This is a genomic window from Mycobacterium sp. BK086, from assembly GCA_004362315.1.
Lineage (GTDB): Bacteria > Actinomycetota > Actinomycetes > Mycobacteriales > Mycobacteriaceae > Mycobacterium.
The window spans coordinates 186,339-208,836 of the sequence record SNWL01000007.1; the positions used below are offsets into that span (position 1 = coordinate 186,339).

The following is a 22,498-nucleotide window of genomic DNA, read 5'->3' on the forward strand; positions in this document are numbered from 1 at the left end:
GAAGCTACGAGAGCCGCTCGACCACCATCGCCATGCCCTGGCCGCCGCCGACGCACATCGTCTCGATGCCGAACGTCTTGTCGTGGGTCTGCAGGTTGTTCAACAGCGTGGCCGTGATCCGCGCGCCCGTCATGCCGAACGGGTGCCCCAGCGCGATCGCGCCGCCGGAGACATTGAGCTTGTCCTCGTCCATGCCCAGCGCCCGCGCAGAGCCGAGCACCTGGACCGCGAACGCCTCGTTGATCTCGTACAGGTCGATGTCGGAAATCGACATCTTCGCCTGCGCCAGCGCCTTCTTGACGGCCTCGATCGGGCCCAAGCCCATGATCTCCGGCGACAGCCCGGACACCCCGGTCGACACGATGCGGGCCAGTGGGGTCAGCCCCAGTTCCTTGGCCTTGGTGTCGGACATGATCACGACGGCGGCGGCGCCGTCGTTCAGCGGGCAGGCATTGCCGGCCGTGATTGTGCCGTTGGGCCGGAACACCGGCTTGAGCTGGCTGATCTTCTCGTAGGTGGTCCCGGCGCGCGGGCCGTCGTCGGTGCTGACGACGGTGCCGTCCGGCAGCGTGACGGGCGTGATCTCCCGCGCGAAGAAGCCGCTGTTGATCGCTTCCTCGGCACGGTTCTGCGACCGCACACCCCAGTGGTCCTGATCCTCGCGGCTGATGCCGGTGTGCAGCGCCACGTTCTCGGCGGTCTGGCCCATCGCGATGTAGACGTCCGGGATCAGGCCGTCTTCGCGCGGGTCGTGCCACTCCTCGGCACCGGCGGACGCCGCCGTCGACCGCTCCTGCGCCTCGCCGAACAGCGAGTTCTTGGTGTCCGGCCAGCCGTCGGCACTGCCCTTGCCGAACTGCGAGACGGTCTCGACCCCGGCGGAGATGAATGCATGGCCTTCGCCCGCCTTGATCGCGTGGAAGGCCATCCGAGTGCTCTGCAGCGACGAGGAGCAGTAGCGGTTCACCGTGGTGCCCGGCATGAAGTCGTAGCCCAGTTCGACGGCGACGACACGGCCGATGTTGAAGCCGGACTCACCGCCGGGCTGGCCGCAACCCATGATCAGGTCGTCGATCTCGCGGGGATCCAGCGCGGGCACCTTGTCCAGGGCGGCGCGCACCATCTGCGCGGCCAGATCGTCGGGGCGGATGCTGACCAGCGACCCCTTCTGCGCGCGCCCGATCGGCGAGCGGGCAGTGGAAACAATGACGGCTTCGGGCATGAGACAGGCTCCTCGTGAGGTATGCAGCTTGGGGTGCAGCGAGACTGCACACGAACCTAGCTCGCGGTCACCACGATCGGTGCGGGGACCCCGGTGGTCCTCCTGCGGAGCAGCCGCATCAGCGGTCCGAGCCGGTCGGTCAGTGCCCGGACTTCCGCGCGGGTGGCCCACGGCAGATCGGGAACGGTCGCCCCGGTCCACTCGCCGAGGGCGTGGCACAAGGCGGGCAGCAGCTGGTTGGCGGCCAGCGCGTATCCGGCCGCCGACGGGTGATAGCGGTCTTCGGAGAACATCAGCTCGGGCGCCTGCAGGAAGTTCGGTGCGAGCAGGTCGGCCAGCGGCACCGGGACGCCACCGGCGGCGCGCACCGCGTTCGCCTGCGCGCGCGCCAGCCGCAGCCCGCGCGAGCGGGCGGTCAACCGCAGCGGCTGCGGGATGTCTTTGATGACACCGAAATCGGGGCACGTCCCGACGACGACGACCGCGCCCGAAGAGCGCAGGCGCTGTACGGCCGCGCCGAGCCGACGCGCCGACGCGGCCAGCCCGTTGAGGGCGGTGATGTCGTTGGCGCCGATCATGATCACTGCCGCGTCGGGCGGCGGGCCCGCCACGAACATGGCATCGACCTGGCCGGACAGGCCCTTCGACGTGGCCCCCACGATTGCCTTGGTGGACAACCGGATCAGCTTGCCGGACTCCTCGGCAACCCCCCGGGCGATCAACACCCCGGGCACCTCGTCGGCGGTGCGACAGCCGTAGCCGGTGGCCGTCGAGTCGCCGAACACCATCAGATGAAGGTCGTACGGCACACCGCGTTCCCAGCGGCGGACCGGCCCGCCGCCGGGGGCGTAGACGCCGTCGGCGCGCGGCGGCACGTCCCAGGACTTGGGGATGACATTGCGCACTTGATCCGCCTGGCCGCTGAGCAAACTGCGCGCACCGAGCACAGCGGTGCCGGTCGATGCCAGAACTCCCGCTGCTGCCAACGCCGCTGTCGACTTTCGCGGAGCGCGTATGCCCACGGGACCAGTTTAGGTGCTGCTCGGGCGTGAATCGGGTCGCGACGGTGGCCCCGCGATTACGGAGAGGTATCAGATCCGGTAAGAAATCAGATCGTTAGTTGTTGTAGGTAATACGCGTGGCAAGCTAAGTCACCGGGCTTCGCTCGACCGCCCGGGACACGTATCTACATTGGCGTAGGGAGTGTTGACGATGACCGCACCCAGCAAGGTCCGGGCCTCGGCCCCGCATCGCGCAAGTCCGCGGCGTTACCCGGTAAGTGACGGCGCCCCGGTCGAAGTCGTCGAGAGCGGCCCCAGTGTTGCCGCGAGGCTCGTATCGATCGGCACCCGCGTCACCATGTGGCCCACGTTGGCCGTCCTCAGTCACGTCCCGCATTGGCCATGGCCCTTCGGCTTGGTCGACTTCGTCGCCCGCGCGCTGCTGCCCACCCCGGGTACGGTCCGCGCCACGGTCGGGCTGCCGAACGCGTCGGCACAGCTGGTCCGCGCACCCGGCGTGCTGCCCGCGGACGGGCATCGCCGCGTCGTGCTCTACATGCACGGTGGCGCATTCCTGACCTGTGGCGTGAACTCGCACAGCCGGATCTCGGTCGCGCTGTCGAAGTTCGCCGACTCGCCGGTGCTGGTCGTCGATTACCGGCTGATCCCCAAGCACTCCATCGGCAATGCCGTCGACGACTGCTTCGACGCCTACCAGTGGCTGCGGATGCGCGGCTACGAGCCCGATCAGATCGTGCTGGCCGGCGACTCCGCCGGCGGCTATCTGGCGCTCACACTGGCGCAGCGGCTGCAGGCGCTCGGTGAAGAGCCCGCGGCGCTGGTGGCCATCTCGCCGCTGCTGCAGCTCGACCAGGAGCAGAAGCTCACCCACCCGAACAGCCACACCGATGCGATGTTCCCGCCCAAGGCTTTCGACGCGTTGGTCGCGTTGGTCGCGCGGGCGGCCGCGAAGAACATCGTCGACGGTGAACCCGAGGGCGTCTACGAACCGCTCGACCACATCGAACCGGGACTTCCGCGCACGCTGATCCATGTGTCGGGGTCGGAGGTCTTGCTGCACGACGCACGGCTGGCCGCGCGGCGGCTCGCCGCCTCCGGTGTGCCCACCGAAGTGCGGGTGTGGCCGGGCCAGATCCACGACTTCCAGCTCGCGGCGCCGCTGATCCCGGAAGCCAAGCGCTCACTGCGCCAGATCGGCGAGTACATCCGCGAAGCGACCGGCTAACCGGTTCGGCGCTCGGCCTGACACGATGTAGGCATGCGAATCGCGGCGCACATCAGCGAGCTGATCGGCAACACCCCACTGGTCCAACTGAACTCCGTCGTTCCGGAGGGCTCGGGGTTGGTCGCCGCAAAGATCGAGTACGTCAGTCCCGGCGGTAGTGCCAAGGACCGGATCGCCGCCAAGATGATCGACGCCGCCGAGGCCAGCGGCGAGCTCAAGCCGGGGGGCACGATCGTCGAACCCACGTCCGGCAACACCGGGGTCGGGCTGGCTCTGGTCGCGCAGCGCCGCGGTTACAAGTGCATCTTTGTGTGCCCCGACAAGGTCAGCGAAGACAAGCAGAACGTATTGCGCGCCTACGGCGCCGAGGTGGTCGTCTGCCCGACGGCAGTGGCACCGGACCATCCGGACAGCTACTACAGCGTCTCCAACCGATTGGTCACCGAGATCGACGGTGCCTGGAAGCCCGACCAGTACTCCAACCCGAATGGGCCGGCCAGCCACTACGAGACGACCGGTCCGGAGATCTGGGCCGACACCGACGGCAAGGTCACCCACTTCGTCGCAGGCGTCGGCACCGGCGGCACGATCACCGGCGCCGGGCGGTACCTCAAAGAGGTGTCCGGCGGCACGGTGAAGGTGATCGGCGCCGACCCGGAGGGCTCGGTGTACTCCGGCGGCACCGGTCGGCCCTACCTGGTCGAGGGTGTCGGCGAGGACTTCTGGCCGGCCGCCTACGACCCGTCGGTACCCGACGAGATCATCGCGGTCTCCGACGCCGATTCCTTCGACATGACCCGGCGCCTGGCCCGCGAAGAGGCCTTGTTGGTCGGCGGTTCGTGCGGGATGGCGGTGGTCGCCGCGCTCAAGGTGGCACAGGAGGCGGGTCCGGATTCGCTGGTCGTGGTCCTGCTGCCCGACGGTGGGCGCGGCTATCTGTCCAAGATCTTCAACGACGGGTGGATGTCGTCGTACGGGTTCCTGCGCTCCCGCCTGGACGGCTCGGTCGTCGAGCCGACTGTCGGCGACGTGCTGCGCGGCAAGTCCGGCGCGCTGCCCGACCTGGTCCACACCCATCCACAGGAGACCGTGCGCGACGCCATCGGCATCCTCCGCGAGTACGGCGTCTCCCAGATGCCCGTCGTCGGTGCCGAACCCCCGGTCATGGCCGGTGAAGTGGCAGGCAGCGTGTCCGAGCGCGAGTTGCTGTCGGCGGTGTTCGAGGGTCGGGCCAAGCTCGCCGACGCGGTGTCGCTCCACATGGGCAAGCCGCTGCCGCTGATCGGCTCGGGGGAGCTGGTCAGTTCGGCCGCCAAATCGCTGCGGGAGTGGGATGCGCTCATGGTCGTCGAGGACGGCAAGCCCGTCGGCGTCATCACCCGCCACGATCTGCTCGGCTTCCTCTCCGACGGGGCGCGCCGGCGCTAATATTGTTGCTTGTGCAAATATTCATCCGACGTTGACGCCGGATATGTCGGCTAGATGAAGATTCCGCTTTAACGCGATGCGCAGGCACTTCTCAGGTACATTTATGCCGCTTCACCCCAGGTGATCACTCGGATGTGGAAGGCGTGCCATGACTGAACAACCGCCGGGCCCCCCGCCGGGGAACTACCCCCCGCCGCCTCCGCCGTCCGGAGGTTTTCCGCCGCCCGGTGGCGGCTACACCCCGCCGCCCCCGCCCGGAAGCTACCCGCCGCCGCCTCCGCCGCAGGGTGGCTATGCGCCGCCGCCTCCCGGCGCCGGCTACGCCGCACCGCCCCCCGGTCAGCCGGTCCCGCAGTTGCCGCAGAGCGCGTACACGCCGTGGTTCACCCGCGTCGTCGCGTGGATCATCGACTACATCCCGGTGTTCATCATCGCCGGGATCGGCGCCGGCGTACTGGCCGCCACCCAGGAGACGGCGTGCGTGACCGATTCCTCCGAATACAACCTCGGTGAGTTCTGCGCGACGGGCGCCTCCACGACCGGCCAGACAGCGCTGGCCCTCTCGATCGTGCTGGCCTACGCCTTCGTGATCTGGAACCTGGGATACCGCCAGGGTAAGACGGGTTCCAGCATCGGCAAGTCGATCATGAAGTTCAAGGTGGTCAGCGAAAAGACCGGGCAGCCAATCGGTTTCTGGCTGTCGATTGTGCGTGAGGTGCTCTACAACGTCGCCGCCTACCTGTGCTTCGGCATCGTCTGGCTCGTCGCCGTCTTGTTCCCGCTGTGGGATTCCAAGCGGCAGTCGCTGGCCGACAAGATCTTGTCGACCGTCTGCCTTCCCGTTTAAGACAAGGACATCGATGACGCAACCGCCCCCGCCCGGTAACTACCCGCCCCCGGGCAACTATCCGCCGCCCCCGCCCGGCAATTACCCACCGCCGGTACCCGGCGCGGCGGTGCTGCCCAAGGAGGCCTACACCCCGTGGATCAAGCGGGTCGGGGCCTGGATCATCGACGGGCTGATCCCCGGCATCCTGGTCGGTATCGGCGAAATCGTGGCGTTCGCGACCGGTGAGAACAACTGCATTTCGAACACAGAGGACAACAACTACGGGGTCTCCTGCACGTCGCAGCCGTCGGCTCTCGGGATGATCGTGCTGTTCGCCTTCATCGCCGCCGCCGCGGTGTTCGCGTTCTGGAACCTATACCGCCAGGGCAAGACCGGGTCGACCATCGGCAAGTCGGTGCTGAAGTTCAAGGTCATCAGCGAAAAGACCGGTCAGCCCATCGGATTCGTCATGTCGATCGTGCGCCAGATCTGCCACTTCGTCGACGGCATCATCTGCTACATCGGCTACCTGTTCCCGCTGTGGGACGCCAAGCGGCAGACGATCGCCGACAAGATCGTGTCGACGGTCTGCGTGCCGCTGTAGCCGGGTCTCGATGACGCAGCCACCGCCGGGCGGATATCCGCCGCCCGGCGAGTACCCGCCACCTCCGCCGGGCTATTACCCGCCGCCGCAGGGTTACTACTCGTACCCGCCCCCGAATGTGGTCGGTGTCCTGCCCACGGAGGCCTACACCCCGTGGATCAGCCGGGTCGGCGCCTCGCTCATCGACGCGATACCGATCTTCGTGCTCTACGGCATCGGCATGGTCATGTTCTTCGCCACCGGTGAGCAGCGGTGCATCTCGTCGGGCAGCTACGACTACACCTCGAAGTGCACGTCGGAGCCGTCGGGCGTCGGGGTCATCGTGTTCTTGCTGTGCGTGCTCGGCATGGTGGCGTTCGGGCTCTGGAACCTGTACCGGCAGGGCAAGACCGGATCCAGCATCGGGAAGTCGGTGCTGAAGTTCAAGGTGATCAGCGAGAAGACCGGTCAGCCCATCGGATTCGGCATGTCGTTCGTCCGCCAGCTCGCTCATTATGTCGACTCGCTCGTCTGCTACATCGGGTATCTCTTCCCGCTGTGGGATGCCAAGCGGCAGACGCTCGCCGATAAAATCATGTCGACTATCTGCGTGCCGCTCTGACCGTCTGAGCCGATAGGCTCGAACCGATGAGTGAGCAACGCAGTGCCGCCGACCGGCACCGGGCACAAGGGTTCGCGACCAGGGCCATCCACGCTGGATACCGGCCTGACCCGGCGACCGGGGCCGTCAATGCCCCGATCTATGCGAGCAGCACGTTCGCCCAGGATGGCGTGGGCGGACTGCGGGGCGGGTTCGAATACGCCCGCACCGGAAATCCGACGCGGGCCGCGCTGGAGGCGGTACTGGCCGCGGTCGAGGACGGCACGTTCGGGCGCGCGTTCAGCTCCGGCATGGCCGCCACCGACTGCGCACTGCGCGCCGTTTTGCGCCCCGGTGATCATGTCGTCATCCCCGACGACGCCTACGGCGGCACATTCCGGCTCATCGACAAGGTGTTCACCCAGTGGGGAGTGCGGCACACCCCTGTCGCCCTGTCCGACCTCGACGCGGTGCGTGCGGCGATCACCGCCGACACCAAGCTGATCTGGGTGGAGACGCCAACCAACCCGCTGCTGTCGATCGCCGACATCACCGGGATCGCCGAGGTCGCCGCCGTCGGAGGCCAGAAGGTGTTGGTGGACAACACATTTGCCTCCCCGGCACTGCAGCAGCCGCTGAACCTGGGCGCCGACATCGTGCTGCACTCGACGACCAAGTACGTCGGCGGCCACTCCGATGTCGTTGGCGGTGCGTTGGTGACCAATGACGAGGAACTCGACACCAAGTTCGCCTTCCTGCAGAACGGTGCCGGTGCGGTGCCCGGTCCGTTCGACGCCTACCTGACGATGCGCGGTCTGAAGACTCTGGAGCTGCGCATGCAGCGGCACAGCTCCAATGCCGCCAAGGTCGCCGAGTTGCTCGTCGAGCACGCCGCGGTGAGCCACGTGCTCTATCCCGGCCTGCCCAGCCATCCCGGCCACGAGGTCGCCGCCCGTCAGATGAGCGGATTCGGTGGCATGGTGTCGGTGCGGATGCGCGGTGGCGCGGATGCGGCACGCCGGTTGTGTTCGCGCACAGAGGTTTTCATTCTCGCCGAATCGCTGGGCGGGGTGGAGTCGCTGATCGAACATCCCGGCGCGATGACGCACGCGTCGACCGCGGGCTCGCAGCTCGAGGTGCCTGACGACCTCGTCCGTCTGTCGGTGGGTATCGAGGACCCCGCGGACCTGCTTGGCGACCTGGAGCAGGCCCTAAACTAGCGCGGCGCGCACTGCCGCGGTCGTCACCGCGAGGTTGACGTCGGCCATCTTGTTGTCGTCGACCCATGTGCCACTCGCGATTTCGCTGGCACGGTCGCTGACCCACTGCCAACCGCGGTCATTGAGGCTCAGCACCGCGCCGAGTCCGTGCACCGCATGCAGCAGCGAGACGATGCCCGCCGTCACCGGATCTGGACGGTGCCCGTCGAACAATGCCGCCAGCAGCGCCGAGCGGGCCGCATCCACCCGCGCCCGGCTAGCCAGCGGCCATGCGTAGGAATTGCGGCGAAAACGATTCTGCGACAACGCAATCTGATGGATCTGCCCGGTTCGCAACAGCTGATCGAGCACCTGATCCTCAGTGTGCTTGCGCAGCTTGCCGATCGCGACGCTTGCGGTGATCGGTGCCTCGTGCAGAAGTGCCAGCGCGGGACGCACGACGGGATCCAGCGGGGGCGGTCCCGTCAACACGACCAAGTAGTCGCCAGGTACCGGCTCCCCGGGCAGTGCTGGTCGAACGCGGCAGTCGTAGGCGAGGTCCAGCAGCACCGCGCCCGCCAACAGCCGTTGCCGAAGCGCCGGCTCCAAGCCTGGCTGGGCTGCGGCGTTGTCGAGCAGCAGAAGGAGAAGGTCTTCGGCGATGCGCGCCAAGGGCCGGGAGCTACGAGTGGTAGGGCTCGGCGCTGACCAGCGTGACCTTCACGGTCTTGCCGCTGGGCACGTTGTATTCGCGGGTGTCGCCGACCTTGGCGTCCAGCAGGGCGCCGCCCAGCGGGGACTTCGGCGAGTAGACCTCGAGCTTGTCGTGGTCGATGCCCTCCTGGCGGGTGGCGATCAGGAAGGTCTCGGTGTCGGACTCGTCGCCGTCGTAGTAGACCTTGACCACCGAACCGGGCAGCGCGACACCGGACTGCTTGGGCGCCTCGCCCACCTTGGCGGTGTTCAGCAACTCCTGCAACTGGCGGATCCGGGCTTCCTGCTGGCCCTGCTCCTCACGGGCCGCGTGGTAGCCGCCGTTCTCGCGCAGGTCGCCCTCTTCGCGACGGTCGTTGATCTCGGCGGCGATGACCGGACGGTTGGCGATCAACTGATCCAGTTCGACCTTGAGCCGGTCATACGACTCCTGGGTAAGCCAGGTCACCTGGGTGTCGGTCATCGTCGCGCTCCTCATTCGTTGGTTCCGCGATGTTCGCGTTGCAGTCTGTCGTCGCTGCCGGGAACATGCGGATGACTCCGCGTGTATTGCCATCGAAGAGCTGCGAGCAAACGCGCTAATGAAGCAATACACGGCTCCCAGCAGGAACCGTGTATCGAAGTAGTCTACCACCGCGACGACGGTCGGTTTTCATACATTCGCAGTTCGCTGTTCGTTTTCCCGACGCCGGTCAGGCCGCCACCAGGTAGCCGGGGACGTCGGTCCCGCAGCCGTAGATATCGCCGACAAACGGCCGTTTGTACGATTTCACCAACGTCGTGACCTGCACCGTTGCCGCGTCGGACGGCGGAACCAGAATTTCTCGGCGGCCCGTCTCGTCGCCGTCGTGGCTGCGCACCCGCACGATGCAGTGCACCGGCTGCGACGGGTCCTTTCGGGTCACGCTGATCGTCACCGAGACGGTCTGGTCATCCACCACCTGATAGGAGGCGATCGTGCCCTCGACGTCGTTGCCCTCGAAGCGCTGATAGGCGACCAGCGCGAGCACCACGCCGGCGGCCAGAACCAGCACACCCAGCGCGAACGCCACCCGGCGCCGGGTGGCCGCGGGCAGGCCCTGGCGCCCGTATCGCGACGCCGGGGGCTGCGGGGGACTGTCGGTCATCGGTATGCAGTGCGTCTCTCGTCAGCAGGCTTCGATTACGGGTATCCACGCCCCGGATGGAACTATTGGACTATAGGGCGTGCTGAAACTGTTGCATCAGCACGTAAGCAATGACCAGCGCATGAACAGGTACAGGGGAGACGTGACCGAACTGCGGTTGATGGCCGTTCACGCCCATCCGGACGACGAGTCCAGCAAGGGCGCGGCGACGGCCGCGCGCTATGCCGCCGAAGGTCACCGGGTCCAGGTGGTGACGCTGACCGGCGGCGAGCGGGGCGACATCCTGAACCCGGCGATGGACCTGGCGGAAGTGCGTGACCGGATCGCCGATGTCCGCCGTGACGAGATGGCCAGAGCGGCCGAGATCCTGGGTGTCGAACACCGGTGGCTGGGGTTCGTCGACTCCGGGCTGCCCGAGGGCGACCCGCTGCCGCCGCTGCCTGACGGCTGCTTCGCGGTGGTGCCGCTGGAAGAGCCGGTGGAAGCGTTGGTGAAGCTGATCCGGGAATTCCGTCCGCACGTCATGACGACCTACGACGAGAACGGCGGCTACCCGCACCCGGATCACATTCGCTGCCACCAGGTTTCGGTGGCCGCCTACGAGGCTGCCGCCGACTACCGGCTGTATCCCGACGCCGGTGAACCGTGGACGGTCAGCAAGCTGTACTACAACCACGGCTTCCTGCGTGCCCGGCTGCAGCTGCTGCAGGACGAGTTCGCCAAGCACGGCCAGGAGGGTCCGTTCGCGGACTGGTTGAAGAAGTGGGATCCCGAGATCGACATCTTCGCCGGGCGGGTGACCACCCGGGTGCTGTGCTCGGAGTACTTCAACCAGCGCGACGAGGCGCTGAAAGCGCACGCCACCCAGATCGACCCCGACGGATTCTTCTTCGCGACGCCCATAGAGTGGCAGCAGCGGTTGTGGCCCACCGAGGAGTTCGAGCTGGCTCGTTCACGGGTCCCCGCCAAACTGCCCGAAGACGATCTGTTCGCCGGAATCGAGATCTTTGAGTGAGAGACCTGTTGACCGCGACGGTCGTGTCGGTGCTGGCGGAGCCGCCGAAGAACACCGGCCCGGACTTCGGCAAGGCCAGCCCGCTGGGCCTGTTGATCGTCGTGATCCTGCTGATCTGCGTGTTCGCCCTGGTGTGGTCGATGAACCGGCATCTCAAGAAGCTGCCGAAGAGTTTCGACGAGGAGTCCGTCGAGACGGCCGAGCCCGATCTCACGAAGCCCCCGCATGAGCCCGGCGGTTAACGCGCTCGCCAGCGCCACCAGCCCCTACCTGCGTCAGCACGCTGACAATCCCGTCCACTGGCAGCAGTGGACCCCCGAGGCGCTCGCCGAGGCCGTCGCCCGCGACGTGCCGATCCTGCTGTCGGTCGGTTATGCCGCCTGCCATTGGTGCCACGTGATGGCCCACGAGTCCTTCGAGTCCGAGGACGTCGCCGCGGTGGCCAACGCCAATTTCGTGTGCATCAAGGTCGACCGCGAGGAGCGCCCCGACCTCGACGCGGTGTACATGAACGCGACGGTGGCGATGACCGGGCAGGGCGGCTGGCCGATGACGTGCTTCCTGACCCCCGACGGCCGGCCGTTCTTCTGTGGCACCTACTACCCGAAGCCGCAATTTCTGCAGCTGATGGACGCGGTCGCCGAGACGTGGACGACCCGCCGGGACGAGGTCGAGGAGGCCTCCGATCAAGTGGCCGGGGAGCTGCGGAAGATGGCGGCCGGCCTGCCCGACGGCGGTCCGGAGATCGACGCCGCGCTGTGCGACCACGCCGCCTCGGCGATCCTGCGCGACGAGGACCTCGAGCGCGGCGGCTTCGGCCGGGCGCCGAAGTTCCCGCCGTCGGCACTGCTGGAGGCGCTGTTGCGCACGTTCGAGCGCACCGGCTCGCCGCTGTCGCTGGGTTCGGTGATCCGCACAGGGACGGCGATGGCCCGCGGCGGTATCTACGACCAGCTGGCCGGTGGCTTCGCGCGTTACAGCGTCGACGCCGACTGGGTGGTGCCACATTTCGAGAAGATGTTGTACGACAACGCCTTACTGCTGCGGGCCTACGCGCACTGGGCCCGGCGAACGGGTGATCCACTGGCACGGCGGATCGCCGCCCAGACCGCGGGATTCCTGCTCGACGACCTCGCCGAGGGTGACATGTTCACCTCTGCGCTCGATGCCGACGCCGCCGGTGTCGAGGGCTCGACGTACGTGTGGACGCCCGAGCAGCTGCGCGAAGTACTCGGCGATGACGACGGACATTGGGCGGCAACCCTTTTCGATGTCACTGACGACGGGACCTTCGAACACGGGACGTCGGTGCTGCAGCTGCTGGCCGATCCCGACGACGCCGCACGCTTCGAGCGGGTGCGGACGACCTTGTTGGCCTCGAGGCTGACCCGGGCGCAGCCCGCGCGCGACGACAAGATCGTCACCGCCTGGAACGGGCTTGCCATCACCGCGCTGGCCGAAGCCAGTGTGGCCCTTGATGTTCCGCCGTTACTGACCGCGGCGCTGCGCTGTGCGTCGGCCCTGCTCGATCTGCACATCGTCGATGGCAGGCTGCGGCGGGCCAGTCTGGGCGGTGCCGTCGGCGACAGTGCGGCGATTCTCGAGGACCACGCCACGCTGGCCACCGGACTGTTGACGCTCTATCAGCTGACCGGTGACGAGGCGTGGCTGCGTAGCGCGACCGATCTGATCGACGTGGCGCTGGCGCACTTCGCAGACCCCGAACGTCCGGGCCGCTGGTTCGACACCGCCGACGATGCCGAGCAGTTGATGGTCCGGCCCGCCGACCCGCTGGACGGGGCCACGCCGTCGGGGGCGTCGTCGATCGCCGAGGCGCTGCTGACCGCCGCCCATCTGGTCGACGCCGACCGCGCGATTCGCTACGGGCAGGCCGCCGAGGACACCCTGGCGGCGCACTCACCGCTGCTGGCCCGCGCGCCGCGGTCGTCGGGGCACTGGTTGGCGGTCGCCGAGGCTGCCGTCCGCGGCCCGCTGCAGGTGGCTGTGGCCACTGACGGTCCGGATTCTGAATTGCTCGCTGCCGCACGGCAGTTGGCGCCCGGCGGCACCATCGTTGTGGGCGGCCGCGTCGACTCGTCGCCGCTGCTGGAAGGTCGCGACCAGGTCAACGGAAGCGACGCCGCCTACGTCTGCCGGGGCCGAACCTGCGACCTGCCGGTCACCGGGGCCGGGGAACTCGCCGACGCACTCGGCGTGCCCGTGTAGCGTTCCGGCCATGAGCGATGCCCTCGATCTCAAAGCCCTGGTCAACCGCTACCTCGACACGGTCGGCGCGGGCAATGCGGCCAACGTCGCCGCGCTGTACGCCGACGACGCCACGCTGGAAGACCCGGTGGGTGGCGGCGACGTCCACATCGGCCGGCAGGCGATCGAGGGCTTCTACAAAGCCGTCGAAGGCGCCGAGTGCAAGGCCGAACTCCTGGAGTTCCGCTCCGGTGGCAACGAGGCGGCATTCCTGTTTGCGTTGACGGTCGCAGGCGCCATGCGGATCGAGGTCATCGAGGTGATGACGTTCAACGGCGACGGTCAGGTCACGTCGATGAAGGCCTATTGGGGCCCCGAGAACGTCAAGCAGCTGGGCTAGTTCGTCAGAACACCGCGAACCACATCGCGATGTAGTGGCAGATCGCCGCTACCGCGGTGCAGGCGTGGAAGAACTCGTGGTGGCCGAACGTCGTCGGCCACGGGTTCGGCCACTTCAGCGCGTAGAGCACGCCGCCGATGCTGTACAGCGCGCCGCCAACGATGAGTAGCACCATGGCCGCGATGCCGGCGCCGTTCATGATCGGGACGATGAACCACACCGCCACCCAGCCCAGGAGCAGATAGAGCGGAACACCCACCCAGCGTGGTGCCGACGGCCAGAAACACTTCAAGAGCACGCCGGCCAACGCACCGCTCCAGACGATGGTCAGCAAGATGGCGCCGCTTCTCTCGGGCAGCGCCAACATCGCGAACGGCGTGTAGCTGCCGGCGATGAAGATGAAGATCATCGAGTGGTCGAGCCGCTTCATCCACTTGCGCGCGGCCGCGGACTTCCAGTTCACCCGGTGATAGGTGCCGCTGACGGTGAACATCGCGACGATCGTGATCGTGTAGACGAACGTCGAGAGCCCCGCGCGCAGGCCTTCCATCGACCAGGACACCGAGATGAGCGCCGCGCCGGCGATGAAGGCGACAACGGCGGCGTAGACGTGAATCCAGCCTCGCAGCCGTGGCTTCCCGAAGAACTCGACCGCGGCGTCGACGACGGCTTCGGGGAAGTCTTCGGCGTACGCGCGGGGCGACGGCTGTTGCGCTTCGTCGGCGAACTCGACTCCCGCAGTCATGTCACCTCCAATTCGCGCCCGAGGGCACCCGCTCGTCACAGTAGTCTGGTTTGTCGTGGAGATCATTCCGCCTCGGCTCAAAGATCCGGCCTACCGGCTCTACGAGATGCGGCTGCGCCAGGAGCTGGCGCGCTCCAAGTCCCAGCTACCCCGGCATATCGCCGTCCTGTGCGACGGCAACCGCCGCTGGGCTCGTGACGCTGGTCACGACGACGTCGCCTACGGCTACCGGATGGGCGCGGCCAAGATCGCCGAAATGCTGCGCTGGTGTGCCGAATCCGGCATCGAGATGGCCACGGTCTACCTGCTGTCCACCGAGAATCTGCAGCGCGACCCGGACGAACTGTCCGAGCTCATCGGCATCATCACCGACGTCGTCGAACAGATCTGCGCACCCGCCAACCGCTGGAGTGTGCGGACCGTCGGCGACCTGGAACTGCTCGGTGAGGAACCGGCACGCAGGCTGCGCGACGCCGTCGACAGCACTGCGTCGGTGGCCCCTACGGCGTCCTTCCACGTCAACGTCGCTGTCGGTTACGGCGGGCGTCAGGAGATCGTCGACGCCGTGCGGGCACTGCTGAGCAAGCAGCTGGCCAACGGCGCCAGCGCCGAGCAGCTGATCGAGGCCGTCACGATCGACGGCATCTCGGAGAACCTGTACACCTCAGGTCAGCCCGATCCCGATCTGGTGATCCGGACCTCGGGGGAGCAGCGGCTGTCCGGATTTCTGTTGTGGCAGAGCGCATATTCGGAGATGTGGTTCACCGAGGCGCACTGGCCGGCATTCCGCCGGGTCGACTTCCTGCGGGCGCTGCGCGCCTACAGCCGGCGCCATCGTCGATTCGGCATGTAAATGGCTGCGCTGTCGGCGGTGGTCTTCACGCTGAGCTGGTGGCTGGGCTTGTATCTGCTGGCGCGCGACCCGCGTAAACCGGTGCTGGCGCTGGCCTCGATCGGCTTGTGCGGGTTCGCCGCCGTGGTCGCGCTGGACGCGGTGCGGCTGGTGAGTGTGGCGCACGCCGAGCTGCTCGGCCAGATCGAGATCTATCTGGTCGCGGTGCCGGGGGTGGCATGGTTCGCCGTCGTCCTCGAGCTGGCCCGCCCGATCGACACCTGGCGCAGCCGAGCCACCGAGTGGGCGCTGATCGGTGCCGTCGCCGCGGTCACGGTGGTGGGCGCGGTGATGGCAGGCAGCGTTGAGGGCCCGCTGCGGCTCGGTCACTGGGTGATGTTCGCGGCGATCTCGGTGTCGACGCTGGGCGCGATGGTGGCCGCGGTGCGACGACGGCAGCCGGGCCGGGTGACCGGCGTGGTGATCATCGCGACGCTGTTCTTCGCGCTGGGCAACGCGATCCTGGTGATCCCGCTCGGCTTGGTCCCGAGCTGGCTGGCGTTGGCGTCGACGTGCTTCGACGTGCTGTTGCTGGGTGTCGCGGTCGCGCTGTGGGATTCGTTCGACGAGGGTCAGGCGTTGCGCGCCGACATGCTGCGATCGTTCGCGGGAAGCATGGTGGTGGCGGTGCTGTTCGGCGGGCAGGCGCTGATCGGGATGGCGGTCACCGGCGCCGACGGGCCGGGGCGCACTGCGCTGACGGTGCTGTTGTTCACCAGCCTCGCCGTCGCGGTCGCGATCAATGTGCTGGCCGACCCGCTGGCCGGAGTGCTGGACCGGCTGGCCTTCTCCCGCTCTCCGGCGTTGCGCGCCGAACGGGCCGCGCTGCGCGGCGCCGAGGCCGCCCTGCCCTTGGTCGCGGCCAACCCACTGGATGCGCTGGACGACGACGCCTTCGCCCGGCTGACCCGCCGCGCGCTGGGCCACTACGGCGATCTGTCCAAGCTCGTCGCCAGCCCGCTGACCCAGCTGCCCGTCATCGACGAACGGCTGGCAGCCCGCGGCGCGGCCGATCAGCCGGTGGAACGCGCCAACGAGCTCAAGGCGCTGCTGGCCGACCACATCGCCCGGCTCAAGCCCCGCGACGGCGGCGAGTTCGGCACCACCGAGCAGTGGCGCTTCTACAACTCGCTGTACTTCCCGTACGTCGTCGGAGTGCGGGCCTATGCGCAGAACGCCACAGCCGCCGGACTGGATCCGGTGGCCCGGCAGGCGTGGCAATGGTTGGTCACCGAGGTGCCACAGCGCTCGCTGCACAACTGGCAGAACGCCGCGGCCCGGCTGATCGCGACGGATCTGCGCTCCCGAACGGCGGTCGCACAGCCCTGAGCTGGGGTTGGCAGTAGTTGGCAGCGCCAGGCGTCGATCTGGCAGTGCTCCCTGAGCAGCCTCAATGGCATGACCGCAATGATCACCAGAGGCCAACCGTTCTCTGATTCCACCGACTCACTACTGCGCTTCGCGATGCGCGTCGACGCCACCCTCACGGGCGTGCTCGGTTTGGGCATCGCGGCCATGGCCGACCCGCTGGGCCGGCTCACCGGCCTGACCGCGGCTCAGGGCTACATCGCCGGAGCGGCCTTCGTGCTCTGCGGCCTCGTCGTCTACGCGCTGGCCGCCACTCCCGACCTCCGTCGGGTCGGCACCGGGATGGCGGTGTTCAACGGCGCAGGCACGGTCGGATTTCTGGCCGTCGCCGAGTCCGGGGTGCTGCCGCTGACCACATTCGGGGTGATCTCCGCGCTGGCCGCCGGCCTCTACACCGCGACGTTCGCTGTCCTGCAGTACCTCGGAGTGCGCCGTCTGGCGTGACTCCCCAAACAACCTGAGCGCACAACCCCTGAAAGGAACCAACATGACCACCACCCTGACCACAACCACGTCCTCCGACTCGCTGCTGCGACTGGCCATGCGGGCCGATGCCGTGCTGTCCGGTCTGGCCGGTATCGCGCTGATGGCGGCCGCGGGTCCGCTGTCGGGATTCACCGGCATTCCCACGGCCGCCGAATATGCCGTCGGCGCCGGCTTCGTCGTCTACGGGATCGTGGTGTTCCTGGCGGCCGGGCGTGCCCGAGTGCGCACCGCGGGCGTCGCCACCGTGATCGCCAACCTGGTCTTCACCGTCTTGGCGGTGTTGGTCGTGCTGGCCGTTGATCTCACCACCGCAGGGGTGGTCGTGACGCTGGCCGGCGGCGTGTACACGCTGGTGTTCGCCGACCTGCAGTACCTCGGGGTACGCCGCATCAAATAGTGTTGCGGCCATGCATGTCCTAGCGTTTGCCGCCGCACGCAAGGCGGTACTGGAAGAGGCCGGTGGGGTTACCGCAGAAGGCTTTCCGATGACGAGTTGCTATGTCGAAAGCCTGCCCGCGCAGATCACCCTGCCGCTGGTGGTGTCGTTGTACACCGGCGGCGGCAGCGACTACGAGCCGCGCCGCTTCATCGTCGCGAAGTCACCGGAGGGGGAGCGGGTCGGCCTGTTGGAGTTCGCCTGGCAGTGGCCCGACAACCCCGGAGTGCCGGTGAAGTTCCGGGTGTTCGCCCACCACCTGCCGATGACGGTGTACACCGCAGGTGTCCACACGATCGGCCTCTACGAGCATCCCGACAGTGACGAACCGGAGTTCTCGTTCCCGATGCCGGTGCTGCGGCTCAACCCGCTCACCGGCGTGCCGAACTAGATCAAAGCTTCCGCAGCCGCAGCCGATTGATCGCGTGGTCGGCGTCCTTGCGCAGCACCAGCGTCGCGCGCGGGCGGGTCGGCAGGATGTTCTCGATCAGGTTGGGCCGGTTGATGGACCGCCAGATGTCGCGGGCGGCCGCGACGGCCTGGCTGTCGGTCAAGCCTGCGTAGTGGTGGAAGTGCGAGGCCGGGTTGGCGAACGCGCCGGCCCGCATCGCCAGGAATCGGTCCACGTACCACTTCTCGATGTCCTCGATGCGCGCGTCGACGTACACCGAGAAGTCGAAGAGGTCCGACACCATCAGGGTCGGACCGGTCTGCAGGACGTTGAGGCCCTCGAGGATGAGGATGTCCGGGTGGGTGACGACGTGTTTCTCGCCGGGGACGATATCGTAGATCAGGTGTGAGTACACCGGCGCACACACCTGATCGGCGCCGGACTTCACCGTCGTCACGAAGCGCATCAGGGCGCGGCGGTTATAGCTCTCTGGAAAACCCTTGCGGTGCATGAGGTTTCGGCGCGTCAGCTCGGCGTTGGGGTAGAGGAAGCCGTCGGTGGTGACCAGGTCGACGCGGGGGTGGTGCTCCCAGCGGGCCAGCAGCGCCTGCAGCACACGCGCGGTGGTGGACTTCCCGACGGCCACGCTTCCTGCGACGCCGATGATGAACGGCACCGGCCGGTCCGGACTCTGTTGCGGCTCGCCGAGGAATTCCGACGTGGCGGCGAACAGTCGCTGGCGCGCTGCCACCTGAAGATGGATCAACCGGGCCAGCGGCAGATAGACCTCTTCGACCTCGAGCAGGTCGACCTGTTCGCCAAGACCACGCAGCCCAACCAGCTCGTCCTCCGTCAACTTCAACGGGGTCGACATGCGCAGTGAACGCCATTGACTCCGGTCGAACTCGACGTAAGGGCTGGGTTCACTCAGCCGCGCCATCGTGCCAGTCTTGCAGTTAGCTTGGTTCACATGCAGCCCGGCACCCTCATCCGCGACTACCTGACCCTCGGTTTGCGCTTCGACCGCATCGAGGAGGGCTATGTCGACTCCTTCACCGGCGACCCCGAACTGCGCCGCGCGGTGGCCGACGAACCCGCCCCCGAGCCGACCGAACTGGCCCGCGATGCCGACCGGCTGCTGGCCGAGCTGCCGCAGGTTCCCCGCGAAGGCGGGTTCACCGACCAGCGTGCCGACTTCATCGGCGCACACCTGCGTGCGCTGGGGTTCTCGGCGCGCAAGTTCGCCGGTGAGCAGGTCGGTTTCGTCGACGAGGTGCGCCACTACTTCGACGTCGACATCAGCCGCGGCGACCCCGAGCGCTACCGCGCCGCGCACACCCGCATCGACGAGGTGCTTGGCGGCGGTGGCTCGCTGGTCGAGCGGATGGAGGCCCACCGCCGCTCTGACGAGATCCCGCCCGAGCGCCTCGAGGAATGCATGCACGCGTTCTCCAGCGCGCTGCGGGACACCGTCCGGGCGACCTATCCGCTGCCCGACAGCGAGACCATCGTCTACGAAGTGGTCACCGACAAGCCGTGGTCGGGCTTCAACTACTACGAGGGCAACTACCGCTCGACGGTGGCGGTGAACGCCGACCTCAAGCAGCAGATGGCCAATCTGCCGCGGCTGGTGGCCCACGAGTCCTATCCCGGCCACCACACCGAGCACTGCCGCAAGGAGGCCGGGCTGGTGGCCGGCCAGGACCAGCAGGAGCAGACGATCTTCCTGGTGAACACCCCGCAGTGCCTGATGGCCGAGGGGCTGGCCGATCTCGCGTTGCACGCCGCGGTCGGGCCGGGCTGGGGCCGCTGGGCATCGGAGATCTACGCCGATCTGGGGCTGCGCTTCGACGGTGAACGCGCCGAAGCGTTGTCGGAGGCGACGGCGGCACTGGCCGATGTGCGCCAGGATGCGGCGCTGATGCTGCACGACGAACACCGCGACGTCGACGACGTCGTCGCCTTCCTGCAGCGCTGGCTGCTGGTCGACGACACCCGGGCCCGGCAGATGCTGCGGTTTCTGTCGTCGCCGCTGTGGCGGGCGTACACGAGCACCTACGTCGAGGGGTACCGGCTGTTGCGGACGTGGCTCGACGAGCGGCCCGCGGGCGTGAGCCTCACCGACCGGTTCGGGCGGCTGCTCGACGAGCCGCTCATCCCGTCGGCGCTGCGGGTGGACGCGGCCTGAACAGCGGCGGATAGGCTGGGCGCATGACCGCAGACTCCACGATTTCGACTTCTGCCGCCGCCCCGGGCGCCGACTACGCCGCCACCGCCAGCGAGGCCTACCGCGCGGCCCTCGAGGTCATCGAGTCGGTCGAACCGAGAATCGCCGCGGCGACCCGCAAAGAGCTTGCCGACCAACGGGATTCGCTCAAACTGATCGCCAGCGAGAACTACGCCTCGCCTGCGGTGCTGCTGACCATGGGCACCTGGTTCTCCGACAAGTACGCCGAGGGCACCGTCGGGCACCGCTTCTACGCGGCCTGCCAGAACGTCGACACCGTCGAGGCGCTGGCCGCCGAGCACGCGCGCGAGCTGTTCGGCGCCCCCTACGCCTACGCCCAGCCGCACTCCGGCATCGACGCAAACCTGGTCGCGTTCTGGTCGATCCTGGCCACCCGCATCGAGGCGCCGGCGCTGAGCGAGCTCGGCGTCAAGAACGTCAACGATCTTTCCGAGGCGGAGTGGGAGCGGCTGCGCGCCCGCCTGGGCAGCCAGCGTCTGCTGGGCATGTCGCTGGACACCGGCGGTCACCTCACGCACGGCTTCCGGCCGAACATCTCGGGCAAGATGTTCCACCAGCGCAGCTATGGCACGCATCCCGAGACCGGGCTGATCGACTATGACGCCGTCCGTTCGGCCGCCCGCGAGTTCAAGCCGCTGATCCTGGTCGCCGGCTATTCGGCGTACCCGCGGCGGGTCAACTTCGCCACCATGCGCGAGATCGCCGACGAGGTCGGCGCCACCCTGATGGTCGACATGGCGCACTTCGCCGGACTTGTGGCGGGCAAGGTCTTCACCGGCGACGAGGATCCGGTGCCGCACGCGCACGTCACCACGACCACCACCCACAAGTCGCTGCGCGGTCCGCGTGGTGGCCTGGTGCTGGCCACCGAGGAGTACGCGCCCGCCGTCGACAAGGGCTGCCCGATGGTTCTCGGCGGCCCGCTGTCCCACGTCATGGCCGCCAAGGCCGTCGCGCTGGCCGAGGCTCGCCAGCCGGCGTTCCAGGCCTACGCGCAGCGGATCGCCGACAACGCCAAGGCTTTCGCCGAAGGCCTGCTCAAGCGCGGGGCCCGGCTGGTCACCGGCGGCACCGACAACCACCTGGTGCTGCTCGACGTCCAGAGCTTCGGGGTGACCGGCCGTCAGGCGGAGTCCGCGCTGCTCGACGCCGGCGTCGTCACCAACCGCAACTCCATCCCGAACGACCCCAACGGGGCCTGGTACTCCAGCGGTATCCGGTTCGGCACCCCGGCGCTGACCACCCGCGGGTTCGGTCCCGCCGAGTTCGACCGGGTGGCCGAGCTGGTGGTCGACGTGCTGTCGAACACCGAGCCCGAGGGGACCTCCAAGGCCAAGTACAAGCTGGCCGACGGCGTCGCCGACCGTGTGCACGCCGCCTCCGCCGAGCTGCTGGCGGCCAACCCGCTGTACCCGGGGCTGACGCTCTAGGCCCGACTCGCCGTCGGGAATTTTACGATTCCCACAGAATTGGGTTACTGTAACCGCATGGCACAGAAACCTGTCGCGGATGCGCTGACCCTGGAGCTTGAGCCCGTTGTCGCCGACAACCTGACTCGCTTCCTGGAAACCGCCGACGAGTGGTACGGCCACGACTACGTGCCGTTCGACCAGGGCGAGAACTTCGCGTTCCTGGGCGGCACGGACTGGGACCCCTCCCAGGTGACGCTGCCCTCGGACGTCGTCGACGCGTGCGAGATCCTGCTGATCACCAAGGACAACCTCGCCGGGTATCACCGTGAGGTGGTCGAGCACTTCATCCTGGAAGACAAGTGGGGCCGCTGGATCGGCCGCTGGACCGCCGAGGAGAACCTGCACGCCATCGCGCTGCGCAACTACCTCGTCGTCACCCGCAATTTCGACCCGACGGCCAATGAGGACGTCCGCGTTGCCCACGTCATGCGCGGCTACCGGGCCGACCAGTTCACCCAGATCGAGACGCTGGTGTTCATGGCGTTCTACGAGCGGGCGCATGCGGTGTTCACCCGCAACCTCGAAGCCAAGGTCGACGAGCCGGCTCTGAAGGGTCTGGTCGGCCGGATCGCGAGCGACGAGGAACGGCACGAAGAGTTCTTTGCCAACCTCGTCGCGCATTGCCTGCAAACTCATCGCGACTCGACGATCAACTCGATCGCGCGTCGCGCGGTGGGCTTCGGCCTTGTCGGCGGCGACATTTTCGAGTACCAGGACAAGCTGCAGAACGTCGCGAAGGCCGGCATTTTCGACATCGACGCCTCGCGGCAGGTCGTCTCGGATCGCATCGAGGCGTGGGGCCTCGGGGACGAGTCGGTCCTCAAGAAATTCGTTCGCTCATAACGTGGCGGCGCGCCGATCGGCGCGCGGGCGCAGACCGGAGTAGCGTC

At 67.7% G+C, this 22,498-nt stretch carries 25 protein-coding genes; 18 read left to right on the top strand and 7 right to left on the bottom strand.

The genetic code is table 11. The features are described from left to right. Positions 1 to 4: 4 nt before the first annotated feature. Both EV580_RS24610 and EV580_RS24615 read right to left on the bottom strand, forming a co-directional pair. Complete coding sequence (locus tag EV580_RS24610; protein ID WP_133694455.1) at positions 5 to 1,222, bottom strand: acetyl-CoA C-acetyltransferase; 1,218 nt, start codon at positions 1,220 to 1,222, stop codon at positions 5 to 7. 56 nt (positions 1,223 to 1,278) lie between these two features. Then, positions 1,279 to 2,244 carry an SGNH/GDSL hydrolase family protein gene (locus tag EV580_RS24615; protein WP_133694456.1) on the bottom strand — a complete coding sequence of 322 codons (966 nt, stop codon included), beginning with the start codon at positions 2,242 to 2,244 and terminating at the stop codon, positions 1,279 to 1,281. Positions 2,245 to 2,434: 190 nt separating this feature from the next. Between EV580_RS24615 and EV580_RS24620 the strand changes: the two genes are divergently transcribed. The 6 genes from EV580_RS24620 (at position 2,435) to EV580_RS24645 (ending at position 8,130) form a co-directional block, all read left to right on the top strand. Next, entirely contained in the window at positions 2,435 to 3,469 is a 1,035-nt protein-coding gene (locus EV580_RS24620) for an alpha/beta hydrolase (protein WP_133694457.1), read from the top strand. Positions 3,470 to 3,502: 33 nt separating this feature from the next. Then, positions 3,503 to 4,897 (top strand): cystathionine beta-synthase, encoded by a 1,395-nt coding sequence (locus EV580_RS24625; RefSeq protein WP_133694458.1) that lies wholly within the window; start codon positions 3,503 to 3,505, stop codon positions 4,895 to 4,897. Between the two features lie 148 nt (positions 4,898 to 5,045). After that, a complete protein-coding gene (locus EV580_RS24630) occupies positions 5,046 to 5,744 on the top strand; it encodes an RDD family protein (RefSeq protein ID WP_133694459.1) in 699 nt (232 codons plus the stop codon). A gap of 13 nt (positions 5,745 to 5,757) precedes the next feature. Then, positions 5,758 to 6,330, top strand: a complete 573-nt coding sequence (locus tag EV580_RS24635; RefSeq protein ID WP_133694461.1) for an RDD family protein — start codon at positions 5,758 to 5,760, stop codon at positions 6,328 to 6,330. A gap of 10 nt (positions 6,331 to 6,340) precedes the next feature. Then, positions 6,341 to 6,931, top strand: coding sequence for an RDD family protein (locus tag EV580_RS24640; protein WP_133694462.1), 591 nt, complete (start codon positions 6,341 to 6,343; stop codon positions 6,929 to 6,931). A 26-nt stretch (positions 6,932 to 6,957) separates the two neighbouring features. Continuing rightward, complete coding sequence (locus tag EV580_RS24645; RefSeq protein ID WP_133694464.1) at positions 6,958 to 8,130, top strand: cystathionine gamma-synthase; 1,173 nt, start codon at positions 6,958 to 6,960, stop codon at positions 8,128 to 8,130. Here EV580_RS24645 and EV580_RS24650 read toward each other — a convergent pair. From EV580_RS24650 to EV580_RS24660, 3 genes are all read right to left on the bottom strand, one after another. After that, positions 8,122 to 8,781 (bottom strand): GOLPH3/VPS74 family protein, encoded by a 660-nt coding sequence (locus tag EV580_RS24650; RefSeq protein ID WP_133694465.1) that lies wholly within the window; start codon positions 8,779 to 8,781, stop codon positions 8,122 to 8,124. The genes EV580_RS24645 and EV580_RS24650 overlap by 9 nt on opposite strands. Before the next feature lie 10 nt (positions 8,782 to 8,791). Further along, positions 8,792 to 9,286, bottom strand: coding sequence for a transcription elongation factor GreA (gene greA, locus EV580_RS24655; RefSeq protein ID WP_133694467.1), 495 nt, complete (start codon positions 9,284 to 9,286; stop codon positions 8,792 to 8,794). Between the two features lie 229 nt (positions 9,287 to 9,515). Beyond that, on the bottom strand, positions 9,516 to 9,950 hold the full coding sequence (locus tag EV580_RS24660) for a DUF4307 domain-containing protein (protein WP_133694468.1): 435 nt from the start codon (positions 9,948 to 9,950) through the stop codon (positions 9,516 to 9,518). 142 nt (positions 9,951 to 10,092) lie between these two features. Here EV580_RS24660 and mca point away from each other — a divergent pair, with 142 nt between their 5' ends. Genes mca through EV580_RS24680 form a run of 4 tightly spaced genes read left to right on the top strand, consistent with a single transcriptional unit; the run spans position 10,093 to position 13,570 of the window. Beyond that, positions 10,093 to 10,965 (top strand): mycothiol conjugate amidase Mca, encoded by an 873-nt coding sequence (mca, locus tag EV580_RS24665; RefSeq protein ID WP_133694470.1) that lies wholly within the window; start codon positions 10,093 to 10,095, stop codon positions 10,963 to 10,965. Then, positions 10,962 to 11,207 (top strand): hypothetical protein, encoded by a 246-nt coding sequence (locus EV580_RS24670; protein ID WP_133694472.1) that lies wholly within the window; start codon positions 10,962 to 10,964, stop codon positions 11,205 to 11,207. Before mca ends, EV580_RS24670 begins: the two co-directional genes overlap by 4 nt. Further along, complete coding sequence (locus EV580_RS24675; protein ID WP_133694473.1) at positions 11,191 to 13,191, top strand: thioredoxin domain-containing protein; 2,001 nt, start codon at positions 11,191 to 11,193, stop codon at positions 13,189 to 13,191. Before EV580_RS24670 ends, EV580_RS24675 begins: the two co-directional genes overlap by 17 nt. Before the next feature lie 10 nt (positions 13,192 to 13,201). After that, a complete protein-coding gene (locus EV580_RS24680; RefSeq protein ID WP_133694475.1) occupies positions 13,202 to 13,570 on the top strand; it encodes a nuclear transport factor 2 family protein in 369 nt (122 codons plus the stop codon). Positions 13,571 to 13,574: 4 nt separating this feature from the next. Here EV580_RS24680 and trhA read toward each other — a convergent pair whose 3' ends face one another. Then, complete coding sequence (gene trhA, locus EV580_RS24685; protein ID WP_133694477.1) at positions 13,575 to 14,315, bottom strand: PAQR family membrane homeostasis protein TrhA; 741 nt, start codon at positions 14,313 to 14,315, stop codon at positions 13,575 to 13,577. A gap of 55 nt (positions 14,316 to 14,370) precedes the next feature. Between trhA and EV580_RS24690 the strand changes: the two genes are divergently transcribed. The 5 genes from EV580_RS24690 to EV580_RS24710 all read left to right on the top strand — a co-directional run bounded on the left by EV580_RS24690 (position 14,371) and on the right by EV580_RS24710 (position 17,888). Then, entirely contained in the window at positions 14,371 to 15,168 is a 798-nt protein-coding gene (locus EV580_RS24690) for a (2Z,6E)-farnesyl diphosphate synthase (RefSeq protein WP_166654876.1), read from the top strand. Then, the gene (locus EV580_RS24695) at positions 15,169 to 16,536 is read left to right on the top strand and encodes a hypothetical protein (protein ID WP_133694480.1); all 1,368 of its coding nucleotides are present in this window, start codon (positions 15,169 to 15,171) and stop codon (positions 16,534 to 16,536) included. It begins immediately after the preceding gene. A gap of 69 nt (positions 16,537 to 16,605) precedes the next feature. Next, positions 16,606 to 17,019, top strand: coding sequence for a hypothetical protein (locus EV580_RS24700; RefSeq protein ID WP_133694482.1), 414 nt, complete (start codon positions 16,606 to 16,608; stop codon positions 17,017 to 17,019). A 43-nt stretch (positions 17,020 to 17,062) separates the two neighbouring features. Beyond that, a complete protein-coding gene (locus EV580_RS24705) occupies positions 17,063 to 17,458 on the top strand; it encodes a hypothetical protein (RefSeq protein ID WP_133694484.1) in 396 nt (131 codons plus the stop codon). A gap of 10 nt (positions 17,459 to 17,468) precedes the next feature. Further along, a complete protein-coding gene (locus tag EV580_RS24710) occupies positions 17,469 to 17,888 on the top strand; it encodes a hypothetical protein (RefSeq protein WP_133694485.1) in 420 nt (139 codons plus the stop codon). A 1-nt stretch (position 17,889) separates the two neighbouring features. Here EV580_RS24710 and coaA read toward each other — a convergent pair whose 3' ends face one another. Beyond that, positions 17,890 to 18,828 carry a type I pantothenate kinase gene (gene coaA / locus EV580_RS24715; protein ID WP_133694487.1) on the bottom strand — a complete coding sequence of 313 codons (939 nt, stop codon included), beginning with the start codon at positions 18,826 to 18,828 and terminating at the stop codon, positions 17,890 to 17,892. Between the two features lie 30 nt (positions 18,829 to 18,858). On the opposite strand from coaA, the gene EV580_RS24720 reads away from it, so the two are divergent. The 3 genes from EV580_RS24720 to EV580_RS24730 are packed head-to-tail and all read left to right on the top strand — an operon-like array spanning position 18,859 to position 22,451. Beyond that, on the top strand, positions 18,859 to 20,076 hold the full coding sequence (locus tag EV580_RS24720) for a DUF885 domain-containing protein (protein WP_133694489.1): 1,218 nt from the start codon (positions 18,859 to 18,861) through the stop codon (positions 20,074 to 20,076). Positions 20,077 to 20,099: 23 nt separating this feature from the next. Then, positions 20,100 to 21,566, top strand: coding sequence for a glycine hydroxymethyltransferase (locus EV580_RS24725; protein ID WP_133694490.1), 1,467 nt, complete (start codon positions 20,100 to 20,102; stop codon positions 21,564 to 21,566). Positions 21,567 to 21,623: 57 nt separating this feature from the next. After that, positions 21,624 to 22,451: an acyl-ACP desaturase gene (locus EV580_RS24730; RefSeq protein WP_133694492.1), complete on the top strand. Its 828-nt coding sequence runs from the start codon at positions 21,624 to 21,626 to the stop codon at positions 22,449 to 22,451. Positions 22,452 to 22,498 lie beyond the last annotated feature (47 nt).

Excerpts from the sequence above, each read along its gene's own strand:
- EV580_RS24620 (WP_133694457.1), top strand. The coding sequence starts at position 2,435 with ATGACCGCACCCAGCAAGGTCCGGGCCTCGGCCCCGCATCGCGCAAGT.
- EV580_RS24720 (WP_133694489.1), top strand. The coding sequence starts at position 18,859 with ATGCAGCCCGGCACCCTCATCCGCGACTACCTGACCCTCGGTTTGCGC.
- EV580_RS24730 (WP_133694492.1), top strand. The coding sequence starts at position 21,624 with ATGGCACAGAAACCTGTCGCGGATGCGCTGACCCTGGAGCTTGAGCCC.
- EV580_RS24705 (WP_133694484.1), top strand. The coding sequence starts at position 17,063 with ATGACCACCACCCTGACCACAACCACGTCCTCCGACTCGCTGCTGCGA.
- coaA (WP_133694487.1), bottom strand. The coding sequence starts at position 18,828 with ATGGCGCGGCTGAGTGAACCCAGCCCTTACGTCGAGTTCGACCGGAGT.
- greA (WP_133694467.1), bottom strand. The coding sequence starts at position 9,286 with ATGACCGACACCCAGGTGACCTGGCTTACCCAGGAGTCGTATGACCGG.
- EV580_RS24625 (WP_133694458.1), top strand. The coding sequence starts at position 3,503 with ATGCGAATCGCGGCGCACATCAGCGAGCTGATCGGCAACACCCCACTG.
- EV580_RS24640 (WP_133694462.1), top strand. The coding sequence starts at position 6,341 with ATGACGCAGCCACCGCCGGGCGGATATCCGCCGCCCGGCGAGTACCCG.
- EV580_RS24660 (WP_133694468.1), bottom strand. The coding sequence starts at position 9,950 with ATGACCGACAGTCCCCCGCAGCCCCCGGCGTCGCGATACGGGCGCCAG.
- EV580_RS24695 (WP_133694480.1), top strand. The coding sequence starts at position 15,169 with ATGGCTGCGCTGTCGGCGGTGGTCTTCACGCTGAGCTGGTGGCTGGGC.
- EV580_RS24645 (WP_133694464.1), top strand. The coding sequence starts at position 6,958 with ATGAGTGAGCAACGCAGTGCCGCCGACCGGCACCGGGCACAAGGGTTC.
- EV580_RS24675 (WP_133694473.1), top strand. The coding sequence starts at position 11,191 with ATGAGCCCGGCGGTTAACGCGCTCGCCAGCGCCACCAGCCCCTACCTG.
- EV580_RS24725 (WP_133694490.1), top strand. The coding sequence starts at position 20,100 with ATGACCGCAGACTCCACGATTTCGACTTCTGCCGCCGCCCCGGGCGCC.
- EV580_RS24610 (WP_133694455.1), bottom strand. The coding sequence starts at position 1,222 with ATGCCCGAAGCCGTCATTGTTTCCACTGCCCGCTCGCCGATCGGGCGC.
- EV580_RS24635 (WP_133694461.1), top strand. The coding sequence starts at position 5,758 with ATGACGCAACCGCCCCCGCCCGGTAACTACCCGCCCCCGGGCAACTAT.
- EV580_RS24700 (WP_133694482.1), top strand. The coding sequence starts at position 16,606 with ATGACCGCAATGATCACCAGAGGCCAACCGTTCTCTGATTCCACCGAC.
- EV580_RS24680 (WP_133694475.1), top strand. The coding sequence starts at position 13,202 with ATGAGCGATGCCCTCGATCTCAAAGCCCTGGTCAACCGCTACCTCGAC.
- EV580_RS24630 (WP_133694459.1), top strand. The coding sequence starts at position 5,046 with ATGACTGAACAACCGCCGGGCCCCCCGCCGGGGAACTACCCCCCGCCG.
- EV580_RS24710 (WP_133694485.1), top strand. The coding sequence starts at position 17,469 with ATGCATGTCCTAGCGTTTGCCGCCGCACGCAAGGCGGTACTGGAAGAG.
- trhA (WP_133694477.1), bottom strand. The coding sequence starts at position 14,315 with ATGACTGCGGGAGTCGAGTTCGCCGACGAAGCGCAACAGCCGTCGCCC.